We start from the raw sequence: 15,897 nt of genomic DNA on the forward strand, positions 1-15,897 counted from the left end.
GATAACTGACATGGTTATAACTTCTACCCAAAAACTCACCTTTGAAGAATATCTGAACTATCAGGGAGAATCAGGTGTTTGTTATGAATTATATCGGGGCAATCTAATCGAAATGCCAACACCTACAGCAATACATATCAAAATTTGTGAATTTTTAGTTTATCAGTTCCGGCGCTTCTTTGCAGCACACAACCTCCCGCTAGTTGCAATTGTCACCACCGCAGTCCGAACTGAGGAAAACTCTTCTCGCATTCCTGATGTGGTGATTTGCACTCAGAGTCTGTGGGAACAAGTCTGCGCGCAACCTGGTTCCGCAGTGCTAGATTTTGAAGAAAAACCGCTGTTAGTTATCGAAGTTACCAGTCAAAATTGGCGGGACGACTACATTCGCAAACGGGCAGAATATGACTTAATTGATATCCCTGAATATTGGATTGTAGACCCAAATCAACCGAAAATACGAGTATGCAGTCGCCCGGAAAATGAAGGCAGTTATTCTCATCAGGAATTTTTGCCGGGACAGCAAGTTCAGTCTGTACAGTTCGCTGAATTTATTTTATCGGTTAATGAAGTGCTATGTCCGCCCCTAGTTGAAGATTTAATTCGAGAAGAACAAGCACAGCTACAGCAACTAGGACAGCAAAATGAGCAACTAGAACAGCAAAATGAGCAACTAGAACAGCAAGTTAATGCCGAAAGGCAGCGGGCCGAAAGATTGGCGCAGCGGCTGCGAGAAATGGGGATAGAGATGGATACAGAACTTTAAATTGCCATGTAAAATCTGGATTAATTAGTCATGTAGATCCCGGACTTTTTTAAGAAGTCGGGTCTCTGGGTATTCAGTGAAGCCACGGTTATCATACAATGATTCTAGATGAAGTGAGTTTCAACGGGTCAAAGTCGTGGCTTTCAAAATTGGTTTGTTAGGTTTGGGTACAGTTGGCGCGGGAACAGCAGAGATTTTGCTCTCCCCAGATGGCCGCCATCCACTGTTGCAGGAATTGGAAATCTATCGGGTGGGAGTGCGCGATATTTCTCGAACTCGGTCTTTACAATTGCCAGAAAATGTGCTGACAACTGACCTAGAAGCGATCGCAACTGACCCGGAAATTGATATTGTAGTAGAATTGATTGGCGGATTGGAACCGGCGCGATCGCTCATTCTGCAAGCTATTGCCAGCGGCAAGCACGTCGTCACTGCCAACAAAGCAGTTATCGCCCGCTACGGGAATGAAATCTTCGAGGCCGCCAACAAAAAAGGCGTTTACGTAATGCTAGAAGCTGCTGTCGGCGGCGGCATTCCAGTCATTCAAACCCTCAAACAATCCTTAGTTGCAAACCGCATTAAAAGTGTCACCGGCATCGTCAACGGCACAACTAATTACATCCTGACGCGGATGCAAACAGAAGGCGCAGACTTTGCCGAAGTCCTGGCCGACGCTCAGCAATTAGGTTATGCTGAAGCTGACCCCACAGCAGATGTAGATGGATTAGATGCTGCCGATAAAATTGCTATTTTAGCCTCGCTAGCTTTTGGCGGACGCATCAAATTAGCCGATGTTCACTGCGAAGGTATCAGAAAAGTTAGTGCGGCGGATATTGACTACGCCGACAAGCTGGGATTTGTGATTAAATTGTTGGCTATTGCTCAAGAAACCTCTCACTACAATGGCAAGCAAGCTGAGGGAGAAAGCGAACTGCTGTCAATTCGAGTGCATCCGAGTTTTGTGCCGAAAACTCATCCGCTGGCTAGTGTTAACGGGGTTTACAATGCAATTTTAGTCGAAGGAGAGCCGATCGGGCAATTGATGCTGTACGGGCGCGGCGCCGGTGCGGGCCCCACAGCTAGCGCCGTAGTATCCGATATCATGAATGTAGCGGCCATCCTGAAAACCGAAACTGTTCCGATTCCTCATCCTTTGCTGAGTTGCAGTCACCAACACTACTGCAAAATTGCTCCGATGCAGGAACTTGTTACTCGCTTTTATGCCCGTTTTTTAACGCACGATACTCCGGGGGTAATTGGCAAACTAGGCACTTGTTTCGGCAACCACAAAGTTAGTTTGGAATCAGTTGTGCAGACGGGAATTCACGGCGATTTAGCAGAAATTGTCGTCGTGACTCACGATGTTAGGGAAGGTAATTTTCAACAAGCACTCGATGAAATTCGCGCGATGGAAGCAGTCGATAGTATTGCTAGCACGTTGCGAGTTTTGTAAAAGTGATTTGCTAGGGGCGGGTTTCACGGACAATATTTGCCAATAATTGAGAATCTATAAAACCCGCCCTCGCCCCACCATAAATCCCCACATACATTTTGCGGATTTGGTAGGGGCGGGTTTCACCTAAAATATGTGCCAATAATTGACAATCTCTAAAACCCGCCCTCGCCCAACGATAAATCCCGATGTACATTGTTCGCCTTTGATATAAGTAAAATTTGATGTGGGCTATCTGTTGTGTGGGGGCGGGTTTATGTAGATTGTTTGTGGTAATTAAATATTGTTGGTAAAACCCGCCCCTACCAGATAATGAAAGGAACAGAATTCGATTTTGTCGATCGCAAAACGGGAAGGCACTTGCTAGATTCTCTCTACGAAAAGTTTGCAAAACCCCAACTGCACGATACTTTTAAACCCAATAATCCTTCAATTTACATTCGGCACCAGGAAGGGCAAGTTATTGATGGAAATTATATCATAACAAAAGTGTTTGAAGACTCTCGCACTGGTTTTTATGCTGAAAGTCGCGTCCCCATTTCTGGCAATCATCCACCTGTTTTAGTGATTCGCGGCTACGGTTCTTGGTATCCTTTCGATCGCGTTTTGGAAGATACGCCCGATGTATTTATGGCAAAACTAGAACGCCAGTTAAAATCGGCGCAAACTGTGGGTGCTATTGATTGGATAAAGCAGCAATTTTACAGGGGAAATCCGCCGGATGTCATCGGAGAAAGTTTGGGTGGCAAAGTTGCTCAGCAAATAGCAGCAAAATACCCGGATTATATTAGATCCACTGTAGTTTTTAATTCTTTGGGCGTTTCGGAAAAGTTAGCTAAAACTTCCACGGCTAACAATGTTTTTCACTACTTTACTTTAGGTGAAAGGTATGCTTTCTGGGCAAATGAAGGCGATTACATACCGGGAACGATTTTTGTGATTTCCCCGAAAGGCAAAAACTGTGGTTATAAAATCGAGGAGGCGATCGTCCGAATGGCGCGTTTTGAAGGCAAGTTTCTCAAAAGGCGCGCGATTGTGGCAATATTGGCTCAGTTGCTTTTGCTAAATAGACACAATGCGATCGTCCTCAACAAGCGGCGGTCAGTAGTCGTTCAGATCGATCGCACTCAATTGCAAATTTTCCGAAAAAAGCGCTTTGTTTAAACTCATACAGAATTGCTTCAGGCCGCAGATGGCTGGTTTTCCCGCGCTGCGACTGCCAGAAGCAGACAAAGTGCTGCGATCGCTTTTTCCCATTCTTGCTTTACAGCGGTGGGTTGAACTTCATCAAAGGCGCTAACTAAACGAGGGATCGCTCGTTCTAATGCCTGTCTGGGAATTGATTTGTGCAGTTCAACTAAACGAGTTAAACTTTCTTGATTCTTCAAAAAACCGACTACCCATTTCGTAGTATGATCTGGACTCTCAGGGACGTTTTTAATTCCGAGTTCTGTTTGCAACCAGTCGTAAAAAGGCGGCAGCTTTTGAGCTAAAACAGTTCCAGCAGTTGGCAAAGTTTCTTTGAGTAAAGCAGTATCCAGGCTTTCCAAGAGTTGATTGAATTCCGGTGAATCCAGCAAGGTGGTTAATGGAAGTGAAAGCAGCGCTTCTGAAGCGTCAGGGGATACATTTAAAGTCCGCGAAAATGTTTGCAGCATTGGAAAGTCTCTGGTAGAGATGACTTTTTTAGCCTAACAATCACGCGAATCAATGAATATGAGCTACCTCATATTAGCAAAATTGTAAGATCTCGATCCCCAAAGAAGCCTCTAAATCTAGCTGCGTGCCTCTGCGGTTAATAATTTCCCATTAATAAATATTCTACACAAATTCTCCCTTAGCAACCATCACCACCTTACCACCCACCAAAACTGCTATTTCCCCTTCATTTTTGGCAGCTTGTAACAACAGCAAAGAAGGTCGATCGATTTCATAACCCTGCTCAACTCTGACATCAATCTTGGCTGACCCATAATAATCATGTTCTACCAAATATCCCGCCAAACAGCCGTTAGCACTGCCAGTCGCCGGATCTTCTGGAATTCCTAATGAATGGGCAAAAACTCGCACGTTTAAATCATTAACGTCGCTGTAGGTTTCTGGGCAAAATATCAAAATTTCTTTCGCTTCCATTGTATCAACTAGCTCAAAATATTTATCTAAGTTGACTTGAGCTTTTTTGAGCGAGGCGAGAGTTTTTAATGGGACAATTATAAAGGGCACTCCCGTAGAAACTTCTTGAATGGGGAATCTCGAATCAATTTCATCTGGTTCTAAATTCAGGACATTTGCTAGACTTTCGGGTGATAAAACTTGACCAAAACTAGGCGGGTTTTGTCGCATCCACAAAATATCTGCCGATTCATTGTGATAATTAAAAGTAACGGGAATTTGACCCACGGCTAGATTGAGAATTACTCGATCGACCTTTTCGCGAATAATCTCTTGCTGCAACACAAACGCAGTGCCCAAAGTCGGATGACCCGCAAAGGGCAATTCCTTCTTGGGCGTGAATATCCGCACGTCATAGCCGCCATCTCGCCGATCGGGCGATCGAATAAACGTAGTTTCTGAATAATTGATTTCTCTGGCTATCTGTAGCATTTGGGCCTCAGATAGTTCGGCAACTCCCGCACCGCAAAATACAGCGAGTTGATTGCCAGCATATTTTGACTCTGCAAACACGTCAACTATATAAAAATTCACATTTCCCTCGTTGAACAGTAGTTTGTGTAGCAGCGGTTTCAACCGCCGAGTATTATAAAATTTCTTGTTACCAGGCTCTGCCTGGTAACACAGATCCAGAGGCTCCGCCTCGCTACTTCAAACAGCGAATTGCTTCCAACATTCCCCTGGCTTTATTCAGCGTTTCTTCGTACTCCAGATCCGGGTTAGAATCAGCCACCAAACCAGCACCTGCTTGTACAGAAACCGAATGTTTGTCACCACCTAAAGAACGAACAACCATAGTCCGAATTGCGATCGCACTATTCAACTGTCCCTCAAAATCATAATACCCGTAAACCCCAGAATACGGCCCCCGGCGACAACCTTCCAACTCGTGCACAATCTCCATCGCCCGAATCTTCGGAGCACCGCTAACCGTACCCGCAGGAAAACCAGCTTTCAACAAATCCCAAGCTGTCTTATCCTGGGCCAATTCTCCCACCACATTGCTCACAATGTGCATGACGTGAGAATAACGCTCAATTTCCATTAATTCGTCAACTTTTACAGTACCGTTTCGGCAAACTCTGCCTAAATCGTTCCTGCCCAAATCAACTAACATGACGTGTTCCGCAATTTCCTTGGGATCTTGCAGCAATTCAGCAGCCAAAGCATCATCTTCTTGAGGAGTTTTACCCCGGCGGCGAGTGCCGGCAATCGGTCGCAAAGTTGCTATTTTTTTACCATCAGCAGTGTTTTCTGCCTTCACCATAATTTCGGGACTCGAACCGATAATCTGCCAATCTCTGAAATGAAAATAAGCCATGTACGGAGAAGGATTTATGAGACGCAAAGAGCGGTAAAGTGCAAAAGAATCGCCACTGTATTCAGCCTCTAGTCGCTGCGAAATAACTACTTGAAAAATATCTCCGGCTTTGATATAATCCTTAGCCTTTAAAACATTGGCACAATACTTTTCACGGGTAATATTGCTAGTGTAAGCCAATTCTGTATTTCCGGTTGTGGAACGGGCATCTTGCGCGTTATTGGGAGGTGTCCATTCTATGAGAGTAGATTGCCGGGAAAGCGGCGATTGCAGCTTCTGAACTAACTTACCAACGCGATCGCAAGCTTGCTGATAAGCATCTGCCAAATCAACGCCAACCTCCCGCAAATCCGCATAGGCGACGACCCAAATTTTCCGCTTCACCTGGTCGAAAATCAGCAAATTATCCACCTGCATCCACAACCCATCCGGCAAATCATTGTCGCTTGCTGGATGCACGGGAACTCGCTGTTCTATCCACTTAATTAACTCGTAACCCCAAAAACCGAATAACCCGCCAATTCCCGGCGGCAACTGCGGCAATTTCACCGGTTGATAAGACTCCAAACACTCGGTTAAAGCTACAAACGGATCGCCCGTAAATACTTTTTCGGAACCGTCACGGTAAACTTGAGTTGTGCGAGATCCCTTTGCCTCCAAAATCCACAACGGATCGCACCCTAAGAAACTATAACGCCCAAGTTTTTCCCCACCTTCCACCGACTCCAGCAGAAAACTGTAAGGTTGACCCGCACAAACCCGATACCACGCAGACACCGGCGTATCCAAATCAGCAACCCATTCTTGATACACGGGTACAAAATTGCCTTGTTTCGCCAGTTCCGAAAATTGTGAGAAATCGGGGAATATCATATATATCAGAAGGAAGAAGGAAGAAGAAAGAAAGAAGAAGGAAAATGCAATCCTGGGAATAATTTCAGCGATTAAAAGCGTCCTAACCGTCTTGGGATCAATAAACAAAAGACGGAAAGCAACATCCCTCCGGCGACTGATACTCGCCAACTGCCATCACCGCCATCGGCTTGAGGGCGCGCAGCCCCTCTTGCAAACACCAGCGAAACAAACTTGCGTACCTCAGCGGCAAGTGAAAAGAAAGCTGTGCTTCGGAGTTCGACGCGGCCGCCCCCAACAGTAAAGCCTGCATATCCGCCTCAGTTTCCGCGACGCTGTGGCCCAAAGCCGACACCGCACAAGTATAAGCCACAATCCGACCTTGTTTGCAAGCAACGAAGGGAGAAAAGTCATTCAGTGCGTCTTCAATCTCCGAAGTTCGATCGCACCTGTATAATTTCTTGCACAAAGCCGCACATTCACCAACATCCTCACTAGCCAGTGGCCGCACCTCAAACCCATGCTGCGACTGGCTGCGAAACTTCCCTTCCATTAACACGAAAGGTTCCTTCACCTCAAAACCCAAAGAAGCGTACAGCGACAGCGACGCCATATTAAAAGATTCCTGAACCAAACGGATACCCACAGCGTCCTGTCCGCGTTCCAGCAAAGCTTTCATGATTTCGCGTCCCGTGCCGCGACCTTGAAAAGTTCGATCGACACTGACGGGGCCGATACCGCGAATCGGGTTGCGTTCGTCCATAAATCCGCAGCCGACAACCGTACCGGAACTCTCGGCTACGATGCCAAAAAACAAGGGACTTTCGATTAGCAAGCTACTTATTTTGGTTGCAAAATCCAGCGTCGGAAAATCTGTAGGGAACAAGTGGCGATCGGAAATATCTTTAAAAGCTTCATAAGTAATGCCAGCGCAAACATCGATATCAGAAGGCTGCGCTCGCCTGATTGCGACATTCATTTTTAATTTAACGATTAACTTTTAATAAGATTAGAAGTTTGCAGTAGTATTTTGGCGCTGCGGGCTTAGCCTCCCGCGCCAGAATACTACTGCAAAAACAAGTTTACAAGCTGAGCCTTTCAAGGCAATATTACCTATGTTTTGCTCAGCGATGCAGTCATAGTTTAAGGATCGAAAGTCTTCTTGCCGCTGAACTTCAGCTTAGCCGGATTGGGATTGCTGCCAATATTGCGGTCAATCTTACCGTTGTAGGGACGACCTTCGTTCACCTTTTCAGGGAACACGCCATCTTTGGGATGCAGGTACTCAGTAGAACCGTCGGGAAACACGCGGTAAATTTTGTAGTTCGAGATTTTGAATTTAGCCCGCAGTTGCTGGCCGCCCAAAGCGATGCACTGCTCCTTGCGGGGCAGATACAGCAAGTTGTCGCCTTGACGCATGATTGCAGCGCCGCCTGTAGGCATTTCAAACACCTGTTCCTTGGGGCTAGTCCAAGTGATCGCGTACTTCTCTTCAACTAGCGCCTTGGTCAGCAAGCCGCCGGTGCTGCCGCCGAAAAGAGGGGGTTGTCCAGTGAGTTCTTCTGCCATAAACATATCCAAAGGATTTTTACGGCATCCTATCATCATGACGCGACACTGCTGTCGAAATTGTAAGGAAAGTTAACAGTTTTTGGGCGATCGATCTCTTCTGATAATTGATAATTAGTAATTAATAATTGATAATTGGTAATTTACACCAAAGTTAGAAAACAAAATTAGGCAGCACGAATCCCGAAAAAATAATCAAACAAAAATAGCAATTATTCGGGTGCTTGTGGGCACCAGAATAATCGCACATTCTCCTAATTTTCCTCCACACGCGATGATCGAAAAATTTACCGCGTCAACCCTAAGTCAAGAACCAATTAGGGTCATAGCCGCGGGGAATTTGGCTCAAAGCAGTCCAAGTTTCTTGATTGACAATCCCGTTGGCCTGAATCCCAAAGCTTTTTTGAAATGCGCGAACAGCTTTGTCCGTCAAAGTAGCAAAGTCGCCGTCAATTTCACCACCATAATGGTTGGAAGTTTTGAGAACTTCCTGAACAGTAGCGACTGCTTCCCCAGAACTGCCTAATTTGAGTATCGGCATATTAACTGGAGCAGCAGTATAAAGCGCCTGCCAAGTCAGCGGCCCGACAATGCCATCCGGCGACAAGAAAACCCGAAACTGAAACAGTTTCACAGAAAAATCAACTGCTTTGTTAAAAATTCCTTTAGCAGGCTGTCGGTAAAGGTGCAACTTGGTTAGCAGTTGTTCTAGTTCCAATACCGCTTTACCTTGAGAACCTAATTGTAGTTGTGGCTTTTTGGCTATAGGTTGAGTAGATTTCATCTGGGTTGTAGGTGACATAATCGATTTTGCTAACCTCTAGGTTTGAGTATTCTTCTGGAAAAAAACTTTTTCCGGGCGAAACATTTGCATTCTCAATTTTTCCCGAATCAACACTGGCGTTGGCCGTGCCTCAACAGATTCGAGCGACTTTTACCATATCGCGACTTGTGGACAAGAGACTTATACCATTTTAGATTTTAGATTTTAGATTCGGCATGACGGATTACTATGGGGGTTTGCAGCTTACCTACAGTTTGATTCTTATTTTAAACTGATATTAATTTTGGGCAGCCTCCCTAGGTACTCTGTCGCCAAACCGGGTTTAATACGGCAAGCGCGTCCTGAATCTGCTTTGATACTTTTGATTTTAAAGCTGAACACCGCGTGGCCACATCTCCTTTAAGGCTGATCTCACAGGGTGAGGATTGAGGGTGATATCCTTTCCGTTTGCATCGGAATTATTCATCTCTCTCTTCTCTTTCTCTGCGAGCTCTGCGTTCTCTGTGGTTAAATCATTCCGATGCAATCGGCATTAATATTATTCGTTAAGTCCGACAGGGGTTGAAACCCCTGCCTCATAGCTCAAGTCGTCTCAAGACGACTGTAGATTAGTATTTGATATCAAGTCCGGCTTAAATAGCCCCTCCTATCAAATTTGTTAGCATCGGGAGTATTCCTATCTCTCTTCTCGACAAGCGCGTGAATCAGCGTCAATTCCTTGTCCGGGGCGGTTAATACATTCTCTTTTTTTCACCGCAGATACAGGCAGATAAACAGAGATTAACGCAGATGAATTAGATCAATTCCGGTTGCACCATCGGGAATTGTTGACTGTTGACTGGATTTTACTATTTCGATGCTACCGCAATTGATATGAGAGAGGGTGTAGCAGCGGAGGCTGTTTCTGCATTGAAAACTTTTCTGTGCTATCGTATCTCGGGCGATCGATTAATATCGATTCCGGTTGCACCGTCCGTCATTGTTGACGGTTGACGGTTGACTGTTCACTGTGAGTCCAAAAAATGAAAATTGCGCGAATTATTTGTTGGCAGCTTGATTCGACTTTACGCCCGACTTCGGAAGCGCGGATTTGATATCATTCCAGCGCAGCCGGATTTGATATAACTCGATCGATATTTGCGCGCTCAGACGCCCACAAACCCGGTTTTTTACAGTATATTCCATGTCAATTTAGTACGGATAAACAGGGTTTCGAGCAACAGAATCAGTAATGATGCGAGAACTGTAAAGAAACCAGGTTTTGCGCGGTGTACTTCATAAACCTTGAATACGCTGTATCAATTGAGTCTAAACAGTGGGAATAGTAAAGTGAAATTCACTTCCTCGGTCTTTTCCTGCGGAATCTACCCAAATTTTACCGCCCCAGCCAGCAACAATCTGTTTGCAAATTGCCAATCCCAAACCGGTACCGCCGGCGCTGCGGCGCAAAGCTCCTTCTTCTTGATAAAATCGATCGAACACTACTTTTAAACTGTTCGCCTCGATTCCCCTCCCCGTATCGGCTACGAGCACTTCCACCATCCGAGAACCGTTGCATTTCGCTCTTATGGTGACGCTTCCTTGAGGTGTGGTGAATTTGCAAGCGTTGTCTAGCAGTTTGGAGAGCACCTCCACCAACCACTCTCCGTCAGCTTGCACTAAAGGCAATTCTGCCGACACTTCGGCGATAATTTCCGGTAACTGTCGATCGAGTCCGCCCCCCGATCGCACGCTGCTGAGGGCTAAATCAACGCATTCTTGTAGCGTCAGCGATTCTACATTCCATTGAACTTGCCCGCTTTCTAAGTGAGAAAGAGTTAAGAAGTCCTGCACGAGTTTCCGCATTCTATCGGCATCGCCGAGGGCAGTTTCTAACATGATTTGCCGCAATTTTGGGGGCATATCTGGTTCGGAATTCAAACTTTCCAAACAAACTTGAATCGTAGAAAGAGGAGTGCGGAGTTCGTGTCCGGTGATGGCAATTAGATTGCTGCGAGTGCGGTCTAATGCTTCTAATTGTTGGTTGAGTTCTTCTAAATGAGCGTAGGTTTCAGCTTGAATTAAGGCTGCTCCGAGTTGAGTGGCGATCGCCTCTACTAAAGCAATTTCGTCTTCTTCCCAAGCCAAAGTCGATCGGCACTGGTGCATTTCCACCATGCCCAAAACCCGCCCCTGATAAAGCACTGGTACCATTAACCAAGAGACAATTTGCCAATTTTTTACAGTTTTCTTCAGGAATTTTGTATTGACAATTAGGGGGTGTTGTGCTGTGTCTTGGATGTAAACTCGCTCTTGCCGCGCCACCGCATCGATCCATATTTGATTTTCCTGCAAAAGCCAAGTCTGGTTTAGTAGAGAACTAGCACCCGGACGCAAAAACTCCCGATCGATTTTGACCGCCACATCTGCGGCCTTGCAGCGATAAATCAAACAGCGGCTTGCTGACAGGGCTGTTCCCAGTTCATGCACTGCGACTTCAACGATTTCTTGCGGGTTGAGGGACTGCCGCATTGCCGTTGTAATTAAATTTACGAGGCGTTCTTTTCGTTCCTGGGCGGCAATGGCGGCGTATGCTTTGAGCAGTTTGTGCTGGCCTGCTTGCAAGTAAGTTACTAAGCGTTGGGCAAAAGCATCCCTCAATTTGGGATTGGGAATTTTTGAGTCTTTTTCCGCACTTTTGTCGGGTTTTGTGATTTTGGAAGCGGCGGATTTCCGCGTTTTTTTCGGTGTTTTGAGCTTGTAAGTAGTTCGCGCTCGATCGATCTTTTCCGCCAATTCCGGGCGATATTGGATGATTTTATCGAGCAACAATGCGGCAGCTTTGGAGCTTACCTCGCGATCGAACGTCCAAATTCCTTCAAATCTGCGAGCTTGATCCATCAACAGCGGCCCGCGATCGTCCTGGTTGTCGATCGGCACAATTTTTTCTTGACAAATCAGGCAAGTTGAGTAGTGTTGCCCGATCACGACTAAGTGCCACTCTTTACTTAATCCGTCCTCCGGTGCAAATGCCACAGTTTCGTGACACTCCGAAGCATTTTTAAACTCAGTTTCCGCTGCGGCCAGCACGTATACCTGAGAGGAGAGTGAGGAAATTCGTCGGTAGCGATGAGCTTCCTGGCGGTAGAAGCGCTCTCGCTGAAAGCTTGCAATGACGAGCGGTTCGTCGTCGGAACCCGCCAAAACCAAGTCTTCCATCGCGTGAGACAAGGCTGTCATGGAAGATTTGAAATAAATTTGTGCCCGCAGTTGGGGCAAAGCTTGCAGAAGTTCTGCCAGTAACGAAATAGGGACGATCATCTAGCCTTAAACGTGCATTTTTGCCGATGACAAAACAGGATCGATAGGAGGTTGATACCAATTTATTATGAGGCTGCATAGAATCCGAGCACCCTGGCGCCCCCCTTAATAAGGGGGGGACAAGATTCCGATCAAAGTCCCCCTTCTTAAGGGGGATTTAGGGGGATCGAGATATGTGAAACTTCACATTAAATTGGTATGAGAGCGATCCTTCTTCAGTATCTGATAGATTTACAGCACTTGGTAAGTAAAGTACAAAGAAATCGGTTTCGCTCTCCTGGGGTACCCCGGTGTTCCCCCAAATTCGCTCCGCTGTGCCCCGCCCAGATTCCTAGTTTTCCTGTACTTGAGTGTCAAACTATCCTCGCTCTATTGGATATCAGTGCCATAATTATCGCTTTTTGGCGATCGATCTGGTTAATCGGTAATTAAACTTTAAAAAAGCGCAAACAATTAGCCATTAGTTAAAAACTAACGACCAATTATTTTGACGACCGATAGCAAGAAACTCGGTTTTTACCCACAATCTATGAATAAACCAGGCTTCTGACACCAAGCGTGTAAGTCTATATTTTTTTTGAGGCGATCGCCCGTGAGTATAAATGCTGCGGCTGTGGTTGTATCAAGCTAGTTCGCTCCCTTCGTCGCTGCCGCCCGGAGATGATTTGTAGAGAGCATCTAATTGTTCGCGGGCGTCTTGGACAGTCAGCGAACGCATCACTAACAGCGGCTCATTGACAATGTTTCCGTATTCGTCTAAAAGTTCTGGATGGGGTACCGCTTGAGAGCCAGGAGAGGATGGGTAGCGATTATTTGCCCTGAATTGTTGAGGGCGCTGGGACTCCATACCTACGGTGACTAGACTGCGGATTAAGTTACCGACGGCCAGAAAGGCAAGAACGGTAAAAGCTAAAATATAAAGCAAGTGCAACATTATTTTCTCCTCCGGGCTAAACAGCCACACAGCAATTTACAAATGTGTTTCAGCAAGTAATAACTTATTAACTGGAAATCTGTTTGAGATTGTCAAGTCAGCCGCCACATTTCCTCATGTTTGGGATTTGACTGCAAGTTTAACTTGAACTCGCTTCCTTATTTTTTTGGGGGAGCTGACTGCAATGAGCGAAAGCGCACCGATACTTGCCAGCATTCGGCGAGGAGTCTGTGCCACGGCATCAGTGCTGCAGTTTCAATCCCAACTTGACCTCCGGTTGCAAGAAATAGAGCTTTAGCCGCGCCTACTTCTTGCTGAGCCTGTTTGACTCGCGCTAGCAAGTCTGATTGATCTTCGTCGCTGAAAAAGGGAATTTCCTCAGTTTCTAAGAGCTTTGCCGATCTGCCGAACCAGTAATTGAAATCCTCTAACAGCGGTTCCAGTAACGCTTTGAGCAATTCTGATTCGGGCAAGTTGGAATTAAGCATGGACTAAAGTTGGGTTATTTATTTATTATAATCTTAGACGGTCTTTACAAATTGTAACATATTTATAAAAAAAATTCAAGAATTTAACAACAATTAGCAAGTGAAGGTGAATAAATTTAACAGTGTCAGCAGCGACTTGTGACTCGCCATCCCAAAATTCTGCTAAGAACGTCGCAACCCTGACGGGCCGTTGCTGTAATTTCCCGGAGTGTCCCCAGCCGCAAGCCGGCGCTTACTGTCCCAATCTGAGTAAGATAGAAGCAACTGCAACTAAATTAATTGCTAATTCAGCCGATGTCTAGCTCAGAATCCATGTCCGCTCCAGAAGAGTCCGTTAAGATTGAGTTGCCCCGCACGAGTGAGTCGGAGGCACTAAAAAAAATTCGCCACACCACCTCCCACGTTATGGCGATGGCGGTGCAGAAGTTATTTCCCAAGGCACAAGTAACGATCGGCCCTTGGATTGAAAACGGTTTCTATTATGACTTTGACACTCCCGAACCTTTTACGGAACAGGATTTAAAAGCCATTAAAAAAGAGATGATCAAAATCATCAACCGTAAATTGCCTGTAATTCGAGAAGAAGTCAGCCGCGAGGAAGCGGAACGCAGAATTAAGGAGATTAACGAACCTTATAAATTAGAAATTTTGGCAGGTTTGATCGAACCGATTACTCTTTACCATTTGGGCGAGGAATGGTGGGATTTGTGCGCCGGGCCTCACTTGGATAATACCAGTGAGTTGAATCCAAAGGCGATCGAGCTAGAAAGCCTAGCAGGCGCTTACTGGCGGGGCGACGAAACCAAAGCTCAATTACAGCGCATTTACGGCACTGCTTGGGAAACTCCCGAACAGCTAGCAGCATACAAACACCGCAAAGAAGAAGCATTAAGGCGCGATCACCGCAAATTAGGCAAAGAATTAGGCTTGTTTATCTTTGCCGATCCAGTTGGGCCAGGTTTGCCTTTGTGGACACCGAAAGGCACTGTTTTGAGAAGTATTTTAGAAGATTACTTGAAACAAGAACAAATCAAGCGCGGCTATTTGCAAGTGGTGACTCCCCACATCGCTAGAGTCGATTTGTTCAAAATTTCTGGACACTGGCAGAAATACAAAGAGGATATGTTTCCGTTGATGGCAGAAGATGAGGAAGCAGCAGCAAACGAACAGGGTTTTGTGATGAAACCCATGAACTGCCCTTTTCACATTCAAATTTACAAAAGCGAATTGCGTTCCTATCGCGAATTGCCGATGCGCTTAGCGGAATTCGGCACAGTTTACCGCTACGAACAATCGGGAGAATTGGGCGGTTTAACGCGGGTGCGCGGCTTTACGGTGGATGATTCCCACTTATTTGTCACACCGGAACAGTTGGATGCAGAATTCTTGAATGTGGTGGATTTGATTCTGTCAGTCTTCAAGAGTCTGCAACTGAAAAACTTTAAAGCGCGTTTGAGTTTCCGCGATCCGAACAATTTAGAGAAATACATCGGTTCCGATGAAGCTTGGGAAAAGGCTCAAGGTGCAATCCGCCGCGCGGTGGAAACTTTGGGAATGAATTATTTTGAGGGAATTGGGGAGGCGGCTTTTTACGGGCCGAAACTCGATTTCATTTTCCAAGATGTCTTGGATAGAGAATGGCAATTAGGAACTGTTCAGGTAGATTACAATTTGCCCGAACGTTTTGATTTGGAATACGTTGCTGAAGACGGCACTCGCAAGCGTCCGGTGATGATTCACCGCGCTCCTTTCGGTTCTTTGGAACGCTTGATCGGGATTTTGATCGAGCAGTATGCGGGGGATTTTCCGCTGTGGTTAGCGCCGATTCAGGTGCGGTTGTTGCCTGTCAGCGCCGAGTTTTTGCCGTTTGCGAAGGAAGTGGCCGCGAAGATGAAGGCGCTCAATATTCGCGCTGAAGCTGATGAGGATAGCGAGCGTTTGGGCAAGTTGATTCGCAATGCTGAGAAGGATAAAATTCCGGTGATGGGTGTTGTGGGTGCGAAGGAAGTTGAGGCGAATAGTTTGAATATTCGGACTCGTGCTTCTGGGGAGTTGGGGGCGATTTCGGTTGATGAAGTGATTGGGAGGTTGCAGGCTGCTATTAGCAGTTATGGCGATTTTTAAGCGATTTTAATCGCAGATTTTAGAACGGGCGTCTCGCCCGTTCCACAATTCACTTAACGGGACTTGAACAAAATTCAAGCCCAAACATAGCCCAAACCTGCTAGGTGTATGGCAAATACGTCACCATTATCTTG

The 15,897-nt window shown here is 46.0% G+C and carries 14 protein-coding genes; 4 read left to right on the forward strand and 10 right to left on the reverse strand.

Annotated elements, in window-relative coordinates; all coding sequences use genetic code 11:
• The first annotated feature begins 10 nt into the window (after window positions 1–10).
• Together QUA34_RS17260 and QUA34_RS17265 are read left to right on the forward strand one after the other, a co-directional pair.
• Window positions 11–766, forward strand: coding sequence for a Uma2 family endonuclease (locus QUA34_RS17260; RefSeq protein WP_333375921.1), 756 nt, complete (start codon window positions 11–13; stop codon window positions 764–766).
• Between the two features lie 136 nt (window positions 767–902).
• On the forward strand, window positions 903–2,219 hold the full coding sequence (locus QUA34_RS17265) for a homoserine dehydrogenase (protein ID WP_333329966.1): 1,317 nt from the start codon (window positions 903–905) through the stop codon (window positions 2,217–2,219).
• A gap of 10 nt (window positions 2,220–2,229) precedes the next feature.
• On the opposite strand, the gene QUA34_RS17270 is transcribed toward QUA34_RS17265, so the two are convergent.
• Window positions 2,230–2,415 carry a hypothetical protein gene (locus QUA34_RS17270; protein WP_333329969.1) on the reverse strand — a complete coding sequence of 62 codons (186 nt, stop codon included), beginning with the start codon at window positions 2,413–2,415 and terminating at the stop codon, window positions 2,230–2,232.
• Window positions 2,416–2,531: 116 nt separating this feature from the next.
• Here QUA34_RS17270 and QUA34_RS17275 point away from each other — a divergent pair, with 116 nt between their 5' ends.
• Window positions 2,532–3,383 carry an alpha/beta hydrolase gene (locus QUA34_RS17275; RefSeq protein ID WP_333388535.1) on the forward strand — a complete coding sequence of 284 codons (852 nt, stop codon included), beginning with the start codon at window positions 2,532–2,534 and terminating at the stop codon, window positions 3,381–3,383.
• A gap of 17 nt (window positions 3,384–3,400) precedes the next feature.
• Here QUA34_RS17275 and QUA34_RS17280 read toward each other — a convergent pair whose 3' ends face one another.
• From QUA34_RS17280 to QUA34_RS17320, 9 genes are all read right to left on the reverse strand, one after another.
• Window positions 3,401–3,877 carry a hypothetical protein gene (locus tag QUA34_RS17280; RefSeq protein WP_333329975.1) on the reverse strand — a complete coding sequence of 159 codons (477 nt, stop codon included), beginning with the start codon at window positions 3,875–3,877 and terminating at the stop codon, window positions 3,401–3,403.
• Between the two features lie 163 nt (window positions 3,878–4,040).
• A complete protein-coding gene (locus QUA34_RS17285; RefSeq protein ID WP_333388538.1) occupies window positions 4,041–4,925 on the reverse strand; it encodes a PhzF family phenazine biosynthesis protein in 885 nt (294 codons plus the stop codon).
• 112 nt (window positions 4,926–5,037) lie between these two features.
• Window positions 5,038–6,585, reverse strand: a complete 1,548-nt coding sequence (trpE, locus tag QUA34_RS17290) for an anthranilate synthase component I (RefSeq protein WP_333331608.1) — start codon at window positions 6,583–6,585, stop codon at window positions 5,038–5,040.
• 97 nt (window positions 6,586–6,682) lie between these two features.
• A complete protein-coding gene (locus QUA34_RS17295; protein ID WP_333331611.1) occupies window positions 6,683–7,543 on the reverse strand; it encodes a GNAT family N-acetyltransferase in 861 nt (286 codons plus the stop codon).
• Between the two features lie 164 nt (window positions 7,544–7,707).
• Entirely contained in the window at window positions 7,708–8,133 is a 426-nt protein-coding gene (locus QUA34_RS17300; protein ID WP_332956926.1) for a photosystem I reaction center subunit II PsaD, read from the reverse strand.
• 301 nt (window positions 8,134–8,434) lie between these two features.
• A complete protein-coding gene (locus tag QUA34_RS17305; protein ID WP_333331614.1) occupies window positions 8,435–8,935 on the reverse strand; it encodes a peptidoglycan-binding protein in 501 nt (166 codons plus the stop codon).
• A gap of 1,290 nt (window positions 8,936–10,225) precedes the next feature.
• Window positions 10,226–12,217, reverse strand: coding sequence for a DICT sensory domain-containing protein (locus tag QUA34_RS17310; RefSeq protein ID WP_333388541.1), 1,992 nt, complete (start codon window positions 12,215–12,217; stop codon window positions 10,226–10,228).
• Between the two features lie 622 nt (window positions 12,218–12,839).
• Window positions 12,840–13,151 carry a DUF2973 domain-containing protein gene (locus QUA34_RS17315; protein ID WP_333388544.1) on the reverse strand — a complete coding sequence of 104 codons (312 nt, stop codon included), beginning with the start codon at window positions 13,149–13,151 and terminating at the stop codon, window positions 12,840–12,842.
• A gap of 158 nt (window positions 13,152–13,309) precedes the next feature.
• Window positions 13,310–13,639, reverse strand: coding sequence for a DUF2605 domain-containing protein (locus QUA34_RS17320; protein WP_333388547.1), 330 nt, complete (start codon window positions 13,637–13,639; stop codon window positions 13,310–13,312).
• Window positions 13,640–13,933: 294 nt separating this feature from the next.
• On the opposite strand from QUA34_RS17320, the gene thrS reads away from it, so the two are divergent.
• The gene (gene thrS / locus QUA34_RS17325; protein ID WP_333388550.1) at window positions 13,934–15,763 is read left to right on the forward strand and encodes a threonine--tRNA ligase; all 1,830 of its coding nucleotides are present in this window, start codon (window positions 13,934–13,936) and stop codon (window positions 15,761–15,763) included.
• Window positions 15,764–15,897: the final 134 nt, after the last annotated feature.

Source organism: Microcoleus sp. POL10_C6 (assembly GCF_036701585.1).
Lineage (GTDB): Bacteria > Cyanobacteriota > Cyanobacteriia > Cyanobacteriales > Microcoleaceae > Microcoleus.

Coding starts and splice junctions, on each gene's coding strand:
- QUA34_RS17260 (WP_333375921.1), top strand. CDS start 11: ATGGTTATAACTTCTACCCAAAAACTCACCTTTGAAGAATATCTGAAC.
- QUA34_RS17270 (WP_333329969.1), bottom strand. CDS start 2,415: ATGTACATCGGGATTTATCGTTGGGCGAGGGCGGGTTTTAGAGATTGT.
- QUA34_RS17275 (WP_333388535.1), top strand. CDS start 2,532: ATGAAAGGAACAGAATTCGATTTTGTCGATCGCAAAACGGGAAGGCAC.
- QUA34_RS17280 (WP_333329975.1), bottom strand. CDS start 3,877: ATGCTGCAAACATTTTCGCGGACTTTAAATGTATCCCCTGACGCTTCA.
- trpE (WP_333331608.1), bottom strand. CDS start 6,585: ATGATATTCCCCGATTTCTCACAATTTTCGGAACTGGCGAAACAAGGC.
- QUA34_RS17295 (WP_333331611.1), bottom strand. CDS start 7,543: ATGAATGTCGCAATCAGGCGAGCGCAGCCTTCTGATATCGATGTTTGC.
- QUA34_RS17300 (WP_332956926.1), bottom strand. CDS start 8,133: ATGGCAGAAGAACTCACTGGACAACCCCCTCTTTTCGGCGGCAGCACC.
- QUA34_RS17305 (WP_333331614.1), bottom strand. CDS start 8,935: ATGTCACCTACAACCCAGATGAAATCTACTCAACCTATAGCCAAAAAG.
- QUA34_RS17310 (WP_333388541.1), bottom strand. CDS start 12,217: ATGATCGTCCCTATTTCGTTACTGGCAGAACTTCTGCAAGCTTTGCCC.
- QUA34_RS17315 (WP_333388544.1), bottom strand. CDS start 13,151: ATGTTGCACTTGCTTTATATTTTAGCTTTTACCGTTCTTGCCTTTCTG.
- QUA34_RS17320 (WP_333388547.1), bottom strand. CDS start 13,639: ATGCTTAATTCCAACTTGCCCGAATCAGAATTGCTCAAAGCGTTACTG.
- thrS (WP_333388550.1), top strand. CDS start 13,934: ATGTCTAGCTCAGAATCCATGTCCGCTCCAGAAGAGTCCGTTAAGATT.